The sequence below is a fragment of the Streptomyces sp. 7N604 genome (assembly GCF_052245475.1).
Classification (GTDB): domain Bacteria; phylum Actinomycetota; class Actinomycetes; order Streptomycetales; family Streptomycetaceae; genus Streptomyces.
The window spans coordinates 223,970-241,472 of sequence record NZ_JBQQBX010000001.1 but is presented as its reverse complement, the minus strand read 5'-3'; the positions used below and the strand labels follow the sequence as shown (position 1 = coordinate 241,472).

General features: G+C 71.3%; 15 protein-coding genes, 1 other RNA gene, 1 pseudogene and 1 CRISPR repeat array. Of the genes and pseudogenes, 8 read left to right on the top strand and 9 right to left on the bottom strand.

Annotation, left to right across the window (positions count from 1 at the left end; genetic code table 11):
• Nucleotides 1–539 precede the first annotated feature (539 nt).
• The 3 genes from ACTWP8_RS01090 (at nucleotide 540) to ACTWP8_RS01080 (ending at nucleotide 3,563) form a co-directional block, all read left to right on the top strand.
• Nucleotides 540–1,403 carry a MaoC/PaaZ C-terminal domain-containing protein gene (locus tag ACTWP8_RS01090; RefSeq protein WP_443320233.1) on the top strand — a complete coding sequence of 288 codons (864 nt, stop codon included), beginning with the start codon at nucleotides 540–542 and terminating at the stop codon, nucleotides 1,401–1,403.
• Nucleotides 1,404–1,533: 130 nt separating this feature from the next.
• Nucleotides 1,534–2,610, top strand: coding sequence for a Zn-dependent alcohol dehydrogenase (locus tag ACTWP8_RS01085; RefSeq protein ID WP_443320232.1), 1,077 nt, complete (start codon nucleotides 1,534–1,536; stop codon nucleotides 2,608–2,610).
• Between the two features lie 11 nt (nucleotides 2,611–2,621).
• Entirely contained in the window at nucleotides 2,622–3,563 is a 942-nt protein-coding gene (locus tag ACTWP8_RS01080) for a 3-oxoacyl-ACP reductase (protein ID WP_443320231.1), read from the top strand.
• A 71-nt stretch (nucleotides 3,564–3,634) separates the two neighbouring features.
• Here the strand turns inward: ACTWP8_RS01080 and ACTWP8_RS01075 are convergent, their stop codons facing one another.
• Nucleotides 3,635–3,799 (bottom strand): hypothetical protein, encoded by a 165-nt coding sequence (locus ACTWP8_RS01075; RefSeq protein WP_443317144.1) that lies wholly within the window; start codon nucleotides 3,797–3,799, stop codon nucleotides 3,635–3,637.
• Nucleotides 3,800–4,354: 555 nt separating this feature from the next.
• Nucleotides 4,355–5,545, bottom strand: coding sequence for a hypothetical protein (locus ACTWP8_RS01070; RefSeq protein ID WP_443320230.1), 1,191 nt, complete (start codon nucleotides 5,543–5,545; stop codon nucleotides 4,355–4,357).
• A gap of 211 nt (nucleotides 5,546–5,756) precedes the next feature.
• Between ACTWP8_RS01070 and ACTWP8_RS01065 the strand changes: the two genes are divergently transcribed.
• Genes ACTWP8_RS01065 through ACTWP8_RS01050 form a run of 4 tightly spaced genes read left to right on the top strand, consistent with a single transcriptional unit; the run spans nucleotide 5,757 to nucleotide 9,657 of the window.
• On the top strand, nucleotides 5,757–6,797 hold the full coding sequence (locus tag ACTWP8_RS01065; RefSeq protein ID WP_443320229.1) for an ABC transporter substrate-binding protein: 1,041 nt from the start codon (nucleotides 5,757–5,759) through the stop codon (nucleotides 6,795–6,797).
• Nucleotides 6,798–6,839: 42 nt separating this feature from the next.
• Nucleotides 6,840–7,706 carry a Nif3-like dinuclear metal center hexameric protein gene (locus ACTWP8_RS01060; RefSeq protein WP_443320228.1) on the top strand — a complete coding sequence of 289 codons (867 nt, stop codon included), beginning with the start codon at nucleotides 6,840–6,842 and terminating at the stop codon, nucleotides 7,704–7,706.
• Entirely contained in the window at nucleotides 7,703–8,446 is a 744-nt protein-coding gene (locus tag ACTWP8_RS01055) for a zinc ribbon domain-containing protein (protein ID WP_443320439.1), read from the top strand. Before ACTWP8_RS01060 ends, ACTWP8_RS01055 begins: the two co-directional genes overlap by 4 nt.
• A gap of 5 nt (nucleotides 8,447–8,451) precedes the next feature.
• Complete coding sequence (locus ACTWP8_RS01050) at nucleotides 8,452–9,657, top strand: bifunctional RNase H/acid phosphatase (RefSeq protein WP_443320227.1); 1,206 nt, start codon at nucleotides 8,452–8,454, stop codon at nucleotides 9,655–9,657.
• A 432-nt stretch (nucleotides 9,658–10,089) separates the two neighbouring features.
• Here ACTWP8_RS01050 and eda read toward each other — a convergent pair whose 3' ends face one another.
• Together eda and yaaA are read right to left on the bottom strand one after the other, a co-directional pair.
• Nucleotides 10,090–10,719: a bifunctional 4-hydroxy-2-oxoglutarate aldolase/2-dehydro-3-deoxy-phosphogluconate aldolase gene (gene eda / locus ACTWP8_RS01045; protein ID WP_443320226.1), complete on the bottom strand. Its 630-nt coding sequence runs from the start codon at nucleotides 10,717–10,719 to the stop codon at nucleotides 10,090–10,092.
• An 81-nt stretch (nucleotides 10,720–10,800) separates the two neighbouring features.
• Nucleotides 10,801–11,601, bottom strand: coding sequence for a peroxide stress protein YaaA (gene yaaA / locus ACTWP8_RS01040; RefSeq protein ID WP_443320225.1), 801 nt, complete (start codon nucleotides 11,599–11,601; stop codon nucleotides 10,801–10,803).
• A 108-nt stretch (nucleotides 11,602–11,709) separates the two neighbouring features.
• Between yaaA and rnpB the strand changes: the two genes are divergently transcribed.
• Nucleotides 11,710–12,110, top strand: an RNA gene (rnpB, locus tag ACTWP8_RS01035) — RNase P RNA component class A.
• A 474-nt stretch (nucleotides 12,111–12,584) separates the two neighbouring features.
• A CRISPR array of direct repeats spans nucleotides 12,585–12,855; the repeat unit is 28 nt; unit sequence CTGCTCCCCGCGCCCGCGGGGATGACCC.
• Nucleotides 12,856–12,968: 113 nt separating this feature from the next.
• Here rnpB and ACTWP8_RS01030 read toward each other — a convergent pair.
• From ACTWP8_RS01030 to ACTWP8_RS01010, 5 genes and pseudogenes are all read right to left on the bottom strand, one after another.
• Nucleotides 12,969–13,460 (bottom strand): annotated as a pseudogene (locus ACTWP8_RS01030) (TetR family transcriptional regulator C-terminal domain-containing protein); the annotation flags it as partial.
• Nucleotides 13,461–13,595: 135 nt separating this feature from the next.
• Complete coding sequence (locus ACTWP8_RS01025; protein ID WP_443320224.1) at nucleotides 13,596–14,084, bottom strand: DUF6924 domain-containing protein; 489 nt, start codon at nucleotides 14,082–14,084, stop codon at nucleotides 13,596–13,598.
• Between the two features lie 247 nt (nucleotides 14,085–14,331).
• Nucleotides 14,332–15,456: an FAD-dependent oxidoreductase gene (locus tag ACTWP8_RS01020; RefSeq protein ID WP_443320223.1), complete on the bottom strand. Its 1,125-nt coding sequence runs from the start codon at nucleotides 15,454–15,456 to the stop codon at nucleotides 14,332–14,334.
• A gap of 185 nt (nucleotides 15,457–15,641) precedes the next feature.
• Nucleotides 15,642–16,268, bottom strand: a complete 627-nt coding sequence (locus tag ACTWP8_RS01015; protein ID WP_443320222.1) for a helix-turn-helix transcriptional regulator — start codon at nucleotides 16,266–16,268, stop codon at nucleotides 15,642–15,644.
• 343 nt (nucleotides 16,269–16,611) lie between these two features.
• Entirely contained in the window at nucleotides 16,612–17,232 is a 621-nt protein-coding gene (locus ACTWP8_RS01010) for a sigma-70 family RNA polymerase sigma factor (RefSeq protein ID WP_443320221.1), read from the bottom strand.
• Nucleotides 17,233–17,503 lie beyond the last annotated feature (271 nt).

Genomic DNA, 17,503 nt, shown 5'->3' with positions numbered 1-17,503 from the left:
GCCGGTGCCGGCCGTGTCGCCGGTGCCGCGTGTGTCGTTCATACCGCTCATTCCCCCCATGTCGCCCGTATTCTGACCTGTTCGGTCCGAGCCTACGCCGCGGCCGTCGTGGCCGGTATCCAGCCGGACCCGCTCAGCGGCGTCGCGCACCTCGATGAGCGCCTATCGGGGCGATCCCCGGGCCGTTTCTGACATGCCGTCAGCAGTCTTCCCATGTGCTGAGGGGTGCGTTATACATGGGTGCCATCGGCTAGAACGCGTTCTAGGATATGCCCGGCGGATCACGCCACCTGCGGCGGCTTCTTCCCCTGACCCGCCCTTTCCCGAAACTGGGGCTCCCCCCGGATCCGGGTCACGGGAAAGGGCGGGACAGCGGAGACGCCGCCGGACACGCCCCGGGCCGGGAGCGCGGGCGCGTTCCGGCCGACCGGATACGGCCCCGGTGCGACTGACGGTGCGGACGGCCGCGCCGGGGTCTCCGCCTTCGGCACCCGCACCCGTACCCCGCACATCCACGTGGCGAAGGAGCAGCACCGAGCATGCCCATCGACGTCGCACAAGCCCTCTCGGCCGAGCCCCGCAGGACAGACCTCGCCTGGGACTACAAGGACGTCCTGCTCTACCACCTCGGCGTGGGCGCCGGAATCCCGGCCACCGAACCCGACGAGCTGCGCTACACCCTGGAGAGCAGGCTGCACGTACTCCCCAGCTTCGCCACCGTCGCGGGTGGCGCCCTCGCCGCGGCCGGTGGGCTCGCCTCGCCCGGCGTCGACATCGACCTGGCCGCCGTCCTGCACGGCGGCCAGCACATCGAACTGCACCGGCCGCTGCCGGTGAAGGGCCGGGCGGCCCACTCGTCGCGGATCGCCGCCGTGTACGACAAGGGCAAGGCGGCCGTCATCGTGCTGCGCTCGAAGGCCGAGGACGAGAGCGGGCCGCTGTGGACCAGCGACACCCGGATCTTCGTACGCGGCGAGGGCGGCTTCGGCGGGGAGCGCGGCCCCTCCGAGCGCCTCGAACTCCCCGCCCGCGAGCCCGACATCACCGTCGAGCGCCCGATCCGCGAGGACCAGGCGCTGCTCTACCGGCTCTCCGGCGACTGGAACCCGCTGCACGCCGATCCCGACTTCGCCAAACGCGCGGGCTTCGACCGGCCGATCCTGCACGGCCTGTGCAGCTACGGGATCACGCTCAAGGCAGTGGTGGACACGGCGCTCAGTGGTGACGTGACCCGCGTCCGCTCGTACACCACCCGCTTCGCCGGGGTCGTCTTCCCGGGCGAGACCCTGCGCGTCCGGATGTGGCGGGACGGCGCCGCACCCGGCCGCATCCAGGTGTCGGTGACGGCCGTCGAGCGCAACGACGCACCGGTTCTCGCCGACACGACCGTTGAGCATTCATGACCGCACGGCCCGCACCGACAGCGCCCCTGAAGAGTGGCGGACGGGCGGGCTCTGCGACGTCAGCCGCTGATGTGAGAGCATCCCCGGCCCTTTGGGGGTTGGGGATGGGGACTGCGAAGGGAGTCGTACCATGCGCGCCGCCATACTGCATGAGACAGGGCAGGACAAGCTCGAGGTCCTCGACGACGTCGAGGCGGTCGGCTTCGGCCCCGGGAAGGTGAAGCTGCGCATCCGGGCCACCGGCCTGTGCCACTCCGACATGTCCGCGATGAACGGCGTGCTGCCGCAGCCCGCCCCCTTCGTTCCGGGCCACGAGGGCGCGGGCGAGGTTCTCGACGTCGGCGACGGCGTCACCGGGCTGAGCCCGGGGGACCGTGTGCTGGTGTGCTGGCTGCCGGCCTGCGGCGGCTGTCCGTCCTGCAAGCGCGGTCAGAGCCACCTCTGCCTCGCCGGCTTCCTGAGCGCCGGGACCCCCAACTTCAAGCGGCCGGACGGCGAGGTCTTCGGCTTCGCGGGCACCGGCACCTTCGCCGAGGAGGTCGTGATCGGGGCCGGATGCGCCGTACCGATCCCGGACGACGTGCCATACGACATCGCGGCGCTGATCGGCTGCGGCGTCACCACCGGGCTCGGCGCCGCGCTCAACACCGCGAAGGTGGAGGCCGGTTCCTCGGTCGCCGTGATCGGCTGCGGCGGCGTCGGTATCAGCGCCATCCAGGGCGCGCGGGCGTCGGGCGCCGCGCAGATCGTGGCCGTCGACCCGGTCGCCGGCCGGCGCGAGTCCGCGCTGCGCTTCGGTGCCACCGAGGTCGTGGCACCGGAAGGACTCGAGGACGCCAAGGCCCGTATCACCGGCGGCGAGGGCTTCGACTACGTCTTCGAGGTCGTCGGCAAGTCCGCCACCGCCCGCACGGCGTACGACTGCACCCGCCGCGGCGGGACGCTGTGCGTCGTCGGCGCCGGCGCGATGGACGACGTCCTGCAGGTCAACATGTTCGAGTTGTTCTTCGACGAGAAGCGCATCCTGCCCTCGTTGTACGGCGGCGGCGACGTGCTCAGGTCGTACGAGCGGACCGTCGCGCTGTGGCGGGCGGGCCGTATCGACCTGGAAGGGCTCATCACCCACCGCGTCCAGCTCGCCGAGGTCAACGACGCCCTCGACCAGATGCGGACGGGCGAGGCGCTGCGCACCTGTATCGAGATCTGATGGGAGCCCGCATGACTCTGGACGGGAAGACCGCGATCGTCACGGGGGCCGGACGCGGACTCGGGCGGGCCGAGGCCCTCGAACTCGCCCGCCTCGGCGCCCGCGTGGTGGTCAACGACTTCGGGCAGCCGGGGTGGGACGGCTCGGGCGAGGCGTCCGCGGCCCCCGCGGAACAGGTCGTCGTCGAGATACGCGCCGAGGGCGGGCAGGCCGTGGCCCACGTGGGCGACGTGGCCGACCACGAGCAGGCGCGCGGGCTGATCCGGCTCGCCGTCGACACGTACGGCTCGCTCGACATCCTGGTCAACAACGCGGGCATCCTGCGGGACCGGATGATCTTCTCGATGACCGAGGACGAATGGGACTCGGTGATCCGGGTGCACCTCAAGGGGCACTTCAATACGACGCACTTCGCGGCCGCGCACTGGCGCGAACGGTCGAAGGCGGCGGGCGGGCCGGTCTACGGGAGGATCGTGAACACCTCGTCCGAGGCTTTCCTCGCCGGGTCGGCGGGACAGCCCAACTACGCGGCGGCCAAGGGCGGCATCGTGGGTCTCACCACGTCGACGGCGCTGGCGCTGGCGAAGTACGGCGTGACGGCCAACGCCATCTGCCCGCGCGCCAGGACGCGTATGACCGAGCACGTGTTCGCGGGCGCGGGCCTCGGCGGACCGGAGGACGGCGGTCTGGACGCGCTCGCGCCCGAGCACGTCTCGCCGCTCGTCGGCTATCTCGCCGCACCGGCCGCCGCGAAGGTCAACGGGCAGGTGTTCGTGGTCCACGGCGGCATGGTCGCGCTCGTCGAACGCCCCAGGGTGGCCGCCAAGTTCGACACGGCCAAAGAGGTCTTCAGCCACGAGGAGCTCGACCAGATGCTGACCCCGTACTTCGCGGACCGCCCGCGGAGCGAGACCTTCGCGGCGGCGGAGGTGCTCGGGCTCAGGAAGGGATAGGGGAGGGGACAGGGCCCCTGCCCCGCCCCACGCGTGGCAGGGCGGGACAGGGGGAGAATCCGCGGCCCGCCCTACGTCCGCGGGTCCTGGGCCGGGCGGCGGTGCCGGCCCTGGGCCGGGGCCTGGCGGTCCTCGGATGCGGCCTGGCCGCGGTGCTTGCCGGGGCCGGCTGCCGCCTGGGCGGCGGAGGGGCCGTGCGGACGTGGCTGAGTCGTGTCGGTCCGTGCTTCGGACATGTGGAAAGTCACCCCGTGGATCGTTTTGCGTCGTGCCGTGCGAGGGGCCCGCCGCGGCGGCGGCAGCATCGCGCCAACGCCCATCCGGAGCAGGCCGGGTGACGAGGCGTCAGCACCGGGCCCCGGGAGCTGCGTAACCCCGGATCGAGTCTAACCAGCCAGATGATCGTGAAACCACCGGGTAGTGAGGGGGCGGCGCGGATGCGCGTGCCCGCTGCGGGGTTTGGGGTTTCGTACGCGGCTGCGGGCCGGTGGCCGGTTTGCTCCCGGCTGCGCCGGGCGGGGCAGCGCGTGCCTGGTTACGCGCCGTTGCCAACTGCGGCCCGGTGGCCGGTTTGTGCCCACCCGTTCCGCCCCGCGGAACGCATGCCCACAAACCGGTGGCCGCGGACGGCGGGGAGGGGGCGTGCAGGGGTGTCCCCGCAGGGCGGCCAACGAACACGGCGGGGAAGCCGAAGGACGGTGCCGCACGTTGGCCGACCGAGGAGTCACCCCGGAGGGCCCCTGGAACCACGCAGCCACAGAGCGCTTGGCCGCACCCACAACCCGCAGCAGCTACTGAGCCTTCGCCAGCGGGGCTTCCCGCAGGGGCACCGGCCGCGCAGGAGCCGACGCGCCTGCGCCCGCGCCCGCCCCCGCGCCCCTGCCCGCGGCCCCGGAGCGGACGGCGCCGACCGAGGCCTCCGCGTCGGGCGCGGCGACGCGCGCCACCCCGCACCGCACGTCCACCGTCGCGTACGGCAGCCGCAGTTCGCCCTCCCGCGTCCACAGCCCCGTCCCCGCCAGCCAGCCCTCCGGCGCCGCCAGCTGGTGCAACTGCCGCCCCGACGGCCGCCACACGCCGATCCAACTGCCCGCCGCCCCGTCGATCCGCAGGGCCACCGCACAGCTCTCCGGCATCAGCACCTGCCCCGGCTGAACGGCGAAGGGTGTCACCGCCGCGTCCGCGAGTCGCAGCACCTCGGGGAAGCGCACCGGCCGCGTACTGCCGAGCACGCCCCAGCCGAGCCGGTCGTGCCCCGCCGCGTCGGACCGTACGAGCAGCAGCCCGCTGCCCGGATCGGCCAGCAGCAGGCGGTCATTGCTCTCCTCCGTGATCTGCAGCAGCGGGCTCGTCTCGCCGCCCCGCGCCAGGTCCACGGCCACGGCCTTCACCCGGCCGTCGTCGGCCGACTCCCGGTCGAGCGCGAGCAGTTGGCCGGTACGGTCCAGCCACGCCCCGCCGGTGCACAGCCCCGGCAGCTCGGTGATGAGCTCCGGGCCGACGGACGAGCCGCCGGACGGGCCGCCAGACGCGCCGCCGTGCACCCGCCACAGCTCCGTGGTCCCGTCGCCGGGCGCGAGGGCGTACGCGGCGGAGCCGCAGGGCGAGGGCGGGAGCAGGGTGAGCCGCTCGCGCTCGACGGTGCCCAGCGGCAGCTCGCCGGTGCCGGGGCCGGTCGGATAGAGCAGGGCGATGTCGTGGCGGTCGGCGACGCGGCGGCGGATCAGCACCCGGCCGTCGGCGAGGGGCAGCAGATCGCTGTCCGGCTCCTCGGGCTGGGAGAGGGGGAGCGGCACGGCGTACGGCTCCGGGCCGCCGAGGGTCCAGCGCTCGGGGTACCAGCTCTCTGGCTCCGCGCCCATCACCAGCCGCGCCGCGTAACCGCCGTCCGCGCTGATCGTCATCGGCGCCGGCCGAGCGGTGCCGCCGTCCGTGGTGGTCTCGAGGACACAGGCCGTCATCAGGGGGTCACCTCCGGCCATCGAAGGTAGTTTTCGCACGCCCAGCCGACTCCGTAAGTCGTAAGCGCTTCACACATACGGGTGCCGATGGGCCGGTTCGGCTGAGGTGCCGGGGGCGGTTGTGCTCCATGTGGAGCGCTTGCTTAAGGTAAGGCACGCCTAAGTCAGCGCCGGCCCCGTGCCGTGCGGCCGCACGAGGGCCCCCCTTCGTTCGATCCCTCTGGAGCCCGTCATGTCACTGCGCCGCCGCGGTACCGCCGCCGTCACCCTCGCCCTGGCCACCGCGCTGTCCCTTACGGCCTGCGGCGGTGGGAACTCCGGCGGAGGTGGCAACGGCAAGGCGGACCAGAAGAAGGCGGTGGCTCAGGGCGGCGAGGACTTCGCCAAGGCCGCCGAGGACACGGCGAGGATGGGCACCGATGCCAAGGCGGGCCAGTTCCCGCGGACCGTCGAGCACGCGATGGGCGAGACCGAGATCGAGGCCAGGCCGAAGCGGGTCGTGGTCCTGGATGTCGGCGAGCTGGACAACGTCGTCTCGCTCGGCGTCAAGCCCGTCGGCTACAGCCCGACCGAGGGCGACGACGGGATCCCCGAGTACCTGAAGAAGGACGCGGGCAGCCCGCAGAGCGTCGGGACCATCAACAACCTCAACCTCGAGGCGATCCACCACCTCAAGCCCGACCTGATCCTGGGCAGCCAGCTGCGCGCCGCCGACAAGTACGACGAGCTCTCCAAGATCGCGCCGACCGTGTTCTCCATCCGTCCAGGCTTCACCTGGAAGGAGAACTACCTCCTCAACGCTGCCGCCCTCGACAGGACCGAGCAGGCGAAGAGGAACCTCGCCTCGTACGAGGCCAGGGCCAGGAAGCTGGGCCACGACCTCGACGCGAAGGGCGGGAAGAGGCCCACAATCACTATGCTCCGCTACATGCCGGACATGATCCGCCTCTACGCCAAGGCGTCCTTCATCGGCACCATCCTCGAGGACACCGGCCTGCCGCGGCCCAGGAACCAGCAGATCAACGACCTGGCGGCGGAGATCAGCCCGGAGAGGATCGACGAGGCCGACGCCGACTGGATCTTCACCGGCGTCTACGGCGACCCCGGCGACACGCAGCGTGCGAAGGCCGAGGACAACCCGCTGTGGAAGAAGCTCGGCGCGGTGAAGGCGGGCCGGGCCAAGGACGTGCCGGACGAGACCTGGTACCTGGGTCTCGGAGTGACGGCCGCGAACAGCGTCCTCGACGACCTCCGTGGCCACCTCGTCAAGTAGCGGCAACGCGTACGGGCACGGGTCGGAGGTAACCTCTCACCCGTGCCCGCACTGTTCGAAGTCATCGCCGCGCTCGACGCCCTCTGGCCGCCGGAGCGGGCGGAGGAGTGGGACGCCGTCGGCACCGTATGCGGTGATCCGGACGCCGGTGTGCAGCGCGTCCTCTTCGCCGTCGACCCCGTCCAGGACGTCGCCGACGAGGCCGTGAAGCTCGGCGCCGACCTGCTGATCACGCACCACCCGCTCTATCTGCGCGGTACGACGACGGTCGCGGCCTCCACCTTCAAGGGCCGCGTCGTGCACACCCTCATCAAGAACGACATCGCGCTGCACGTCGCGCACACCAACGCCGACCGCGCCGACCCCGGCGTCTCCGACGCGCTCGCCGGCGCGCTCGACCTGCGGATCACCGGGCCGCTCGTCGCCGACCCGACCGACCCGGCGGGCCGCCGCGGCCTCGGCCGGATCTGCGAACTCGACGAGCCCATGACGCTGGGGGCCTTCGCCGAGCGCGCCGCCGCCCGGCTCCCCGCCACCGCGCAGGGCATCCGCATCGCCGGCGACCCGGGCCGTACGGTCTCCAGGGTCGCGGTCTGCGGTGGCTCGGGCGACAGCCTCTTCGACGACGTACGGCGCGCGGGCGCGGATGTGTATCTCACCGCGGACCTGCGCCACCACCCCGCGTCCGAGGCCCAGCAGGAGGCCCGGCACCAGAGCCCGCCGGCCCTGGTGGACGCGGCGCACTGGGCCACCGAGTGGCCCTGGATCGAGCAGGCGGCCGCCCAGCTCGACGAGATCTCCGACCGGCACGGCTGGAATCTGCGCACGCACATCTCCCGTACGGTCACCGACCCCTGGAGCGCCCACGCGGCGTCCCACCCCAACGCCACCACAGGAGCCCCCAACTGAACGCCGCGCCCGCCGACCAGATCCGCCTGCTCGACGTCCAGGCCCTCGACCTCCGTCTGTCGCAGCTCGCGCACAAGCGCAGGAGCCTGCCGGAACACGCGGAGATCGAGACCCTGAACGCCGACCTCGCCCAGCTGCGCGACCTGCTGGTCGCCGCCCAGACCGAGGAGAGCGACACCGCCCGCGAGCAGACGAAGGCGGAGCAGGACGTGGAGCAGGTGCGCCAGCGCGCCGCCCGCGACCAGCAGCGGCTGGACTCCGGGGCCATCACGTCCCCGAAGGACCTGGAGAACCTGCAGCACGAGATCGCCTCGCTCGCCAAGCGGCAGGGCGACCTGGAGGACGTCGTCCTCGAGGTGATGGAGCGCCGCGAGTCCGCGCAGGAGCGGGTCGTGGAGCTGACCGGGCGGGTCGAGTCCGTCGAGGCCAAGGCCGCCGACGCGAAGGCCCGGCGGGACGCGGCCGAGGAGGAGTTCGACGGCGAGGCCGCGGCGGTGTCGAAGGAACGCGAGCTCGCCGCCGCCGCCGTACCCGCCGACCTGCTGAAGCTGTACGAGAAGCTGCGCACGCAGCAGGGCGGCGTCGGCGCGGCGCGGCTCTACCAGCGGCGCTGCGAGGGCTGCCGCCAGGAACTGGCCATCACCGAGATGAACGAGGTGCGGGCCGCGGCCCCGGACGAGGTCCTGCGGTGCGAGAACTGCCGCCGCATCCTGGTCCGTACGCCCGAATCGGGGCTGTAGGCCCGATGAGCGCAGGGAGTCGAGGGGGGCGGCGGTTCGTCGTCGAGGCGGACGGCGGCTCCCGGGGCAACCCGGGTCCCGCGGGGTACGGCGCGGTCGTCCGTGATGCGGCGACGGGCGAGCCGCTCGCCGAGGCCGCCGAGTTCATCGGCACGGCGACCAACAACGTGGCCGAGTACCGGGGTTTGATCGCCGGGCTCCGGGCGGCCCACGCGCTCGACCCGGACGCCGAGGTGCAGGTGCGGATGGACTCCAAGCTCGTCGTCGAGCAGATGACGGGCCGCTGGAAGATCAAGCACCCGGGCATGCGCCCGCTGGCGGCCGAGGCGAAGACGGTGTTCCCGCCGGAGCAGGTCTCGTACGAGTGGATTCCGCGAGAGCGGAACAAGCACGCGGACCGGCTCGCGAACGAGGCGATGGACGCGGGGAAGCGCGGCGAGCAGTGGGAGCCGTCGCGGTCGACGGCGGCGCTGGATGTGGGAGGCGCCGCGGAGGCCGCCGGGGCAGCGGCCGTCGAGGCACCTGTTGCGGAGCCGCTCGCCGCGCCCAGGGCGGCCGCTGTCGGCTGGGCGGCGCCCGCGGACCTGGGCACCCCGACCACCCTCGTCCTGCTGCGGCATGGTGAGACCGCCCTGACACCGCAGAAGCGCTTCTCCGGCAGCGGCGGCACCGACCCCGGACTGTCGCCCGCCGGCCGCCGCCAGGCCGAGCAGGTCGCGGCGGTCCTCGCCGCACGCGGCACGATCCAGGCGGTCGTCAGCTCACCGCTGCGCCGCTGCCACGAGACGGCGGAGCTCGTGGCCCGCAGGCTCGGGCTCGACGTCCGTACCGACGAAGGGCTGCGCGAGACGGACTTCGGGGCCTGGGAGGGGCTGACCTTCGCGGAGGTACGGGACCGCTACCCGGTGGACCTCGACGCCTGGCTGGCCTCGCCCAAGGCGGCCCCGACGGGCGGCGGCGAGAGCTTCGCGCACGTCTCGCGCCGCGTCGCGCTCTCCCGCGACAAGCTCCTCGCGCGCTACGCGGGCCGTACGGTCTTGCTGGTCACCCACGTCACGCCGGTCAAGACGCTCGTACGGCTGGCGCTCGGGGCCCCGCCGGAGTCCCTGTTCCGGATGGAGCTCTCGGCGGCGTCGCTGTCGGCGGTGGCGTACTACGGGGACGGCAACGCGTCGGTGCGCCTGCTCAACGACACGAGCCACCTGCGGTGAGCCCGGCGTGAACGGGCTTGGCCCCGCGACCCATGGGTCGCGAGGCCAAGCCCGGAAGCTGTGGGCATGCGTTCCGCCAGGGCGATGGGGGTACCCCCATGCCGTTCAGGCTATGGGGGAGGGTGGGCACAACCGGCCCGCACCCGGCGACAGTGGCCACCCGTACCCGTGGGTTGGCGTTTCGTACGCGGCTGCACGCCGGTGGTCGCGGTGTGCCCACCCTCCCCCAGAGCTCCGCCTGGGAGGTCCCCCCGGCCCCGCGGAACGCATGCTCGCACCGCTGTACGCGGACGCGGCGCAGGGGCGGGCGTGGACCGGGGGTCCCGGACTGCGCGATTCGGCCGCGCCAGCGCGCGATTGGGCCCGCGTCAGCGCGCGCCTCGGTCGTGTCAGCCCGTGACTCGGCCGCGCCGAACGCGCGCCTCGGTCGTGTCAGCGCGCGATACGGTCGCTGAGTGCCGCGGCCTCGCGGGCCAGCTGCTCCACGCGCCCCCAGTCCCTCGCCCGGAGGGCATCCGGCGGCAGCATCCACGTACCGCCCACGCAGCCCACGTTCGGCAGCGCCAGATACGACGGCGCCGAGAGCGCGCCGATCCCGCCCGTCGGGCAGAAGCGGGCCCGAGGGAGCGGCGAGGAAAGGGACTTGAGGTACGCGGTGCCGCCCGCCGCCTCCGCCGGGAAGAACTTCATCTCCGTCACGCCGCGCTCCAGCAGCGCCACGACCTCCGAGGTGGTCGAGACACCCGGCAGGAACGGCAGCCCCGACCCCTTCATCGCGTCGAGCAGCCGGTCCGTCCAGCCCGGGCTGACCAGGAAGCGGGACCCGGCGGAGGCCGCGAGCTCCGCGCCCCCGGGCGAGATCACGGTGCCCGCGCCGACCACCGCGTCCGGCACCTCGTCGGCGATGGCCCGGATCGCGGCGGGCGCGGCGCGCGTCCGCAGCGTGACCTCGATCGCGGGAAGGCCCCCGGACACCAGCGCGCGGGCGAGCGGCACGGCGTCCGCTGCGTCCTCGAGGACCACGACGGGGATGACGGGCGCGAGGTCGAGCACGGAAGTCATGGCGCCATCCTGCCGGGCGTTCAACACCATGCGCAATGAATGTTGCACATGGTGCAACGAGGCGTCTGGGCCGGCCCGCCCTCAGTGGATCTCGGTCACGACGACATCCAGCCGCCAGGCGGTGCCACGCCTCGCGGGCGCCTCCGCCTCCACCACGTATCCGAGCTCGCTCAGCGCCTCCACCAGCTCGGCCGGGCCCTTCGGCGTGAACCCGGCCGTCAGCAGGTCCCGTACGAGCCGGCCCTTGGTGGCCTTGTTGAAGTGGCTGACCACGGACCGCTTCTCGACGCCGTCCACCCTCTGCGAGTGGAGCACGCGTACGGCCGCCGTACGTCCCGCGACCTCGCCCTTCGGCCTCCAGGCGGTGGCGTACGCGGCGGACCGCAGGTCCAGCACGAGCCCGTTCCCCGCCACCTCCGGCATGACCTCGGCCATCGGCTCCCGCCAGTACGCGCCGAGCGCCCCGAGCCCCGGCAGCCTGACGCCCATCGAGCAGCGGTACGACGGAATCCGGTCGCCGATCCGCACCGCACCCCACAGCCCGGAGAACACCAGCAGCGAGCGCCTGGCCCGCCTGCGGGCGGCCGCCTCGAGCGAGGGCAGGCCGAGGGCGTCGTAGAGCACGCCGGTGTAGATGTCGCCTGCGGGGCGGGCCGGTGCGGTGCGCAGGGCGGCGTTCTTGGTCACCTCGCCGCGCAGCCCCTCGCTCAGGCCGAGCACGTCGCGCGCCTTCTCCTCGTCGTCCGAGCAGAGCGAGACCAGCTCGTCGAGCACCGCTTCCCGCGCCCGCCCGAGCCCCTGGAGGGACAGCCCCTCGGGCCTGAGCGGCGCCCCGGGCCCGCCGACGGCCTTTCCTTCGGACGGCGGCAACAGCACGAGCACGGTGGATCTCCTTCACGCGATGGGTCGGGGGTGCGGCCCCGGCGTCGCAGCCTAACGGCCTCCGGCCTCGGGGCCCGCGGCGGCGGGTACCATGGTCAACACGGCAGACGAGCCGAGCGGGCGGTCGCGGCGGGACCTTGGGTCCTGCCGAGGAACGTCCGGGCTCCACAGGGCAGGGTGGTGGGTAACGCCCACCCGGGGTGACCCGCGGGACAGTGCCACAGAAAACAGACCGCCGGGGGCCTCGGCCCACGGTAAGGGTGAAACGGTGGTGTAAGAGACCACCAGCGTCCGAGGTGACTCGGACGGCTCGGTAAACCCCACCCGGAGCAAGGTCAAGAGGGGCCATCGGCAGATGGTCCTGCGCGGACGATCGAGGGCTGCCCGCCCGAGTCCGCGGGTGGACCGCACGAGGCCGGCGGCAACGCCGGTCCTAGATGGATGACCGCCTCCCACCGGGCCGCGAGGCCCGGCGGAGACAGAACCCGGCGTACAGCTCGACTCGTCTGCCATTGTGGCCCTGACCAGGGTGTTTGCCCTGGCCAGGGCCACAATGCATCCCGATGGGGTTCCCGTTTGTACCTGCGGCTTCCCGGGAGTTCCCGCGCGATGGTGCACGCGATGTGCACGCTGGCCCAAGGGCGCCATGAGTGTGCCCCCAGCCGACAACTCTCGTCCGCTGGCTGGCGAAGCGGAGCGTGCCGCGGGACGGCGTCCGGGGCGGCGAAGTGACCTGATTCGAACGGGCAGAGGCTCACGCCGAGGTCGCACACGAGCACTATGTTCCCGCCAGGCACGGTAGACGTGGAGGTGGTGGGTGGGTGGCGAGCGAATTCACGGGAGCACTGCCCGGCACCCAGTGGCAGGGCGAAGCGTCTGGTAGGGCAGGATGCGTAACCTATGGCCTATTTGTGCCCATTGTCGAAATCTGTAGAAGTGCTCAGAATCATGCCGTGCCGCGATAACTTCCCAGGTGGCGGAGTCTGCTCCCCGCGCCCGCGGGGATGACCCCCCTACAGCCTTACCTGATCGACGGCATCAACCTGCTCCCCGCGCCCGCGGGGATGACCCCAGGGGAGGACGGGGGACGAATATGCGCAAGAACTGCTCCCCGCGCCCGCGGGGATGACCCGTCACTGATGGACCTGCCGCTGCAGCGCCGAATCTGCTCCCCGCGCCCGCGGGGATGACCCCCAGCGCTGTTCAGCGGTCAGTCGGGCGGTCAGCTGCTCCCCGCGCCCGCGGGGTTGGTCCCTGCCCCTTCTGTGTAAAGCGCACTGCGGGGGCTCGTCGACGCTCAGGTGGAGGTCGCCTGCATGCCGAGCAGTCGCGGCAGGGATGCAGTGAGGAAGCGGTCGTAAGGGGGCACTGCTTCGATCGACGCGCCCCCGCATGACCGCACCCTCCCAGGATTCGATGATCAGGGATGCCAGCTCGGTGGCCCCAGGGGAATCTGCGACGCTCTGCTCACTCCTGGCTTCCGCGAGGCAGGCTGCGACCAGGCAGGACCAGCGGTCCATGATGGCGGCCGGCTCCTCGCGCGCCTCTCGATTGTCGTCGGACAGCTCGAGGGCCAGATTGCCGATAAGGCATCCCAATGCGAAGCCCTGCTCGGCGCGATCGCGAGTCAGAGCCTCGAAGAACCGGACGAGGCGCCGCACGGGTGGAGTGGACTCGTCGCTGAGGAGGGAGGCATGATCGCGGACGATCGCCGCCCAGTATTGCCTGAGGACGGCAGCGGCGAAAGCGTTCTTGCTGCTGTAGTAGCTGTAGAACGAGCCCTTGGGTACGCCAGCCTTGTCCGTGATCTCTTTGATGCCTACTGCGTCGGGCCAGTGGGCGCGGGTCCTTGGAGACATCGGGGCTGGTCAGCAGCCGCTTGAGGGGGGCGGGGTCCGTGACGGGCCGCGCGGTCAGGCCGAGGATGTCGGCGCGGACCGCGGGTCCAACCAGCCTGCGGCAGACGATCCGTGAGGGGAGCGGGAGTAGCACGCTCAGAAGGACCGGTAGATTCGGTCGGGATCGGCGAACGCTGCCTTGGCGAATTCCGCGAAGTCCATGTTGCCGATCGACAGATTTGCGTGCACGTCGTGGACGCCGACCGGAACGGTCCTGAATCCGCGAGGTGGCGGGGAGGCGATGAGCGCCTCGTAGTACATCGGGTCGAGGTCTTCGTCTTCTTCGTCGGTGATGTGGAGGGCCAGCAGCGCGCGATGAACAGACCGCATCGTGACCCGGTCGGCGAGGAACACCACGCTCAGGTTTTCATCCCGCCTCGCCGCGTTGAGGACCTCATCGGGCCCAAGATCGGCCCAGGCAGGATCGTCGATGAGGTGGACGGAGGCTTCGAACTCGCCGATGTCGCACCATGACTGAGCCAGGTCCGCCACCACCGCCTGCCATGCGGCCTCGTCGTCGTAGTTGGTCCTGATGACCAGGGCGTCGAATTCATCACGCCCGACAATCTCAGGTATCGCTTTCATGTATCCCTCCCACATTGCCCGGCATGGGTCCGGCTGTCTCGTGAGCCACCGTCAGTCCTTCGCACGTCGCATTGACCTTCATTGTTGACGCCACCGCCCTTATGTCCCTACTCGAAGGAAGGCTTCTGACCTGCGCAAATGATCGCCAGATCTAGATAGACGGCCGGGCGCGGACACAGTGCTGAGTCCGCCGGCGCCTCCACGACCGGCACGCCTGTGGTGCGTACAGGCGGCGTCAGGGCCGGAGTCAGGGCAGGTCGCGCAGCGGGGCGTAGCCGCGCTCCCACAAGGCCTTGGCGCCGTAGCGGAACGCGATGTTGCGCACGGCGGGCGGCATGGACCTGGACCGTTCGCGCCGGTGGGTCTGCCGCTGGACCCACCGGGTGCGGGAGAGCCTGCGCTGGACGTACTGCTGGAGGAGGTCCTCGGTGTCACCCCCGGTGGCCAGTACCTCGGCGAGGACCTGAGCGTCCTCGACGGCCATGGCGACGCCCTGGGCCATGTTGGGCGAGCTGGCGTGCGCGGCGTCCCCGACGAGCACGACGCGTCCGCGCACCCATGTCTCGCCGCTGACCTCCTCCACCGGTGAGAAGTACGCCTCATGGGCGGCGGGTGTGGCCAGCAGGTCCCGTACGCGCTGGTCATAGCCGGAGAAGAGCCCGAGAAGACCGGCGGCGGTGGTCGGGTCCTTGGGTGAGGCGGCCGCCACGTCGGCGTAGCAGCACACCTGGCCCCCGCCGACGGGGTAGGCCAGGAAGGCCGTCCCCGGGCCCAGCCACGCGGTCCACCGGTCGATGTCGGGGGCGTCGGTCAGGAAGCGCCAGCAGACCTGCCCGAGGTAGCGGGCACCGGCCGCCGGATCGACTGACTCTCGCAGACCCGACCGTATGCCGTCCGCTCCCACGACCACGTCGTACCGGCCGCTCCCGCCGTCGCTGAACTCCACGTGCACACCGTCGTCGTGCACACCGTCGTCGGATTGCTTGAGCGAGACCACGGTGACCTCGTGGCGGACAGGCACCGGCGCGATGTCCTGCAGGGCCGCATGGAGGTCGCCTCGGGTGATGCCCACGCAACCGGCGGTGCCTCTCCACAGTTCGGCCATGTCGATGTCGGCCAGCACCCTGCCCCGGTGGTCCATCAGCCGCTGGCCGGGCATGGGCGTTCCCTGCGCGGTGAGGTGTTTCCCCAGCCCCAGTGCGGTCAGCGCGCGGACGCTGTTCCCGGGCAGGAAGAGCCCAGCCCCCATGGCTCGGCTCTCAGGAGAACGCTCGATGACGTCGACGGACATTCCCTCGCGGTGAAGCGCGGTGGCGGTCGCAAGGCCGGCGATGCCGGCTCCGACCACAAGGACTTCAAGGTGACTGGACATGCGAATCTCCTGTACGGCTTACGGGGGTACGTTTTGCACTACGACCTGTTCAGCGGCCCGGTTCTCGGTCGATGGCTGCCAGTTGCGGTCCACGGGCTTGGCCGCAGTGACCAGCACCGTGGGAGAGGACCTCTGGATAGGTGACTGGCCCGCGGAAACTCCGCCCTCAGTTCGCTCAGTTGACGTCACAGGGTCCCGGAGCGCAATGCGAAGGCGACCGCGTGGGCCCGGTTACGCAGTCCGATGCGGTTGGTCATGCCGCTGATGATGTTCTTGATGGTGCGCTCGGAATAGCTCAGCTTCTGGGCGATCTCTGTCGTGTCCAGGCCGTCCGCCAGCAGCCGCAGCACCTCCACTTCGCGGACCTCCAGTCCGGACGGCGTCAGCCCCATCGGCCCCAGCACGTCGCCGTGGACCGTGCCGATGTGGTTGATGAGCCAGCCCTGGACCGAGGCGGGCAGCACGCCGCATCCGTCGGCGACACCTCGGATGGCCTTGGCGATTCTGTCGAGCCCGGCATCCTGACGCCATATCACGCTGCGCAGGCCGAACTGAACCGCCCGCACCACCTGGCCCTCGCACACACTTGCGGTGACCAGCACGATTCCCATGCCCGGATTGACCGAGCGGGCGGACGACGCTTCCATGAGCAGCGTCGTCTCGTCGGTGACGTCCACTGTCAGCATCAGAATCACGTCCGCCCGCTCGTGCTCCTGCGGGGGCAGCACTGTCAGTTCCCGCTGCCTGCTCAGGCAGGAGGCGGCTCCCTCCCCGGTGACCGGGTCGCTGGCGAGGATCGCGATCGAGATCACCCTCAAACGTCCTTCCTGGGACGCATCGCCGTGGCGATGCCAGGGCCACGGCCCGTCGCGGAACATCCCTGAGGGGTGAGGTCGAAGGCACGGAAGTTGCCACCGTCCTCAGGGCCCTCTTCGACTGGTTGCCGGAGGCCAGGCCCTGCCCGTCCGCCTCCGTCCCCACGACCGCCTGACCACCACCGACGAGGAACCCGTTCCGCCACGATCGCCTCCAACGAACAGATCACCCGTCTCTCGCCCGCCGGGATCCGCTTCGCCGAACACCTCGCCGCCGGAACCTTCGACGTCGAGGGCGCGGCCAAGCTGAAGATCACCACCTTCAGCGGTCGTCTGGAGTTCACGCCGCGTGGATTCCCTGGGGCATCAAGCCTTGGCGCAGTGCCCGCAACGCATGGCTGGTGCGGGACTTCACCGTGCCGATCGGGAGATTCAATGCGGCCGCGGTGCCCTCAACACTGCGATCGAGGTAGTACCGGTGAACAAGTACCTCGCGGTGGGGCGGAGTCAGGTCCGCCATCGCCTTCTTCAGCACATGCGAGGTGAGCATGCGCTCGCCTACATCGGGCACCACGTCTACGTCCACGTCCGATGCGCACAGCTCGACCGGACGCGCGTGAGAGGTCCGGACACGGTCGATGGCCAGCCGCCGCACCACGGTGAAGAGCCAGGGACGCGCGAGTCCTTGGGTGGAGATGAGCCGATCCGCGTGGCGCCAGGCCCGTAACAGCGCCTCCTGGACGAGGTCTTCAGCGCTGTGGACGTCACCCAGGGTGAGTGTCTTGGCGAGGCGCAGCAGGTCGGCTTCCGCCGTACTGATCGCCCGCATGAAGTCCTGGCCTCTGTCCGGGACCACCTTCTCGGAGCCTGCAACGTGCTGTGCAACGCTGCAGGACAACGAGGCGACCGCGGGCAATTTCCCGTCTTCCTTCAGAGCGATTGAAGACGACGTGACGTACATGGTGGTTCGACCGAGCCTTTCAGACCACGCCGACTGCTCGAACGGCAGCGGGTCGGCGTACGGATGACAGCTGGGAACGTCCCCTGATGAACCGCCGCGTCGGAACGCCCGAGGACGTCTCGCATGCTTCCGGCCCTCGATGGACGCGCCGTTGCTTTCTGATACTCAGTCAGTTGGTGACGGGCGGAGCGGGCGGCTGAACCCCGGCCGACAGCGGGCCGTAGTAGAGCACGAGGCGGACCGCGCACCGCTGACATGGCGTCTCGCTTCA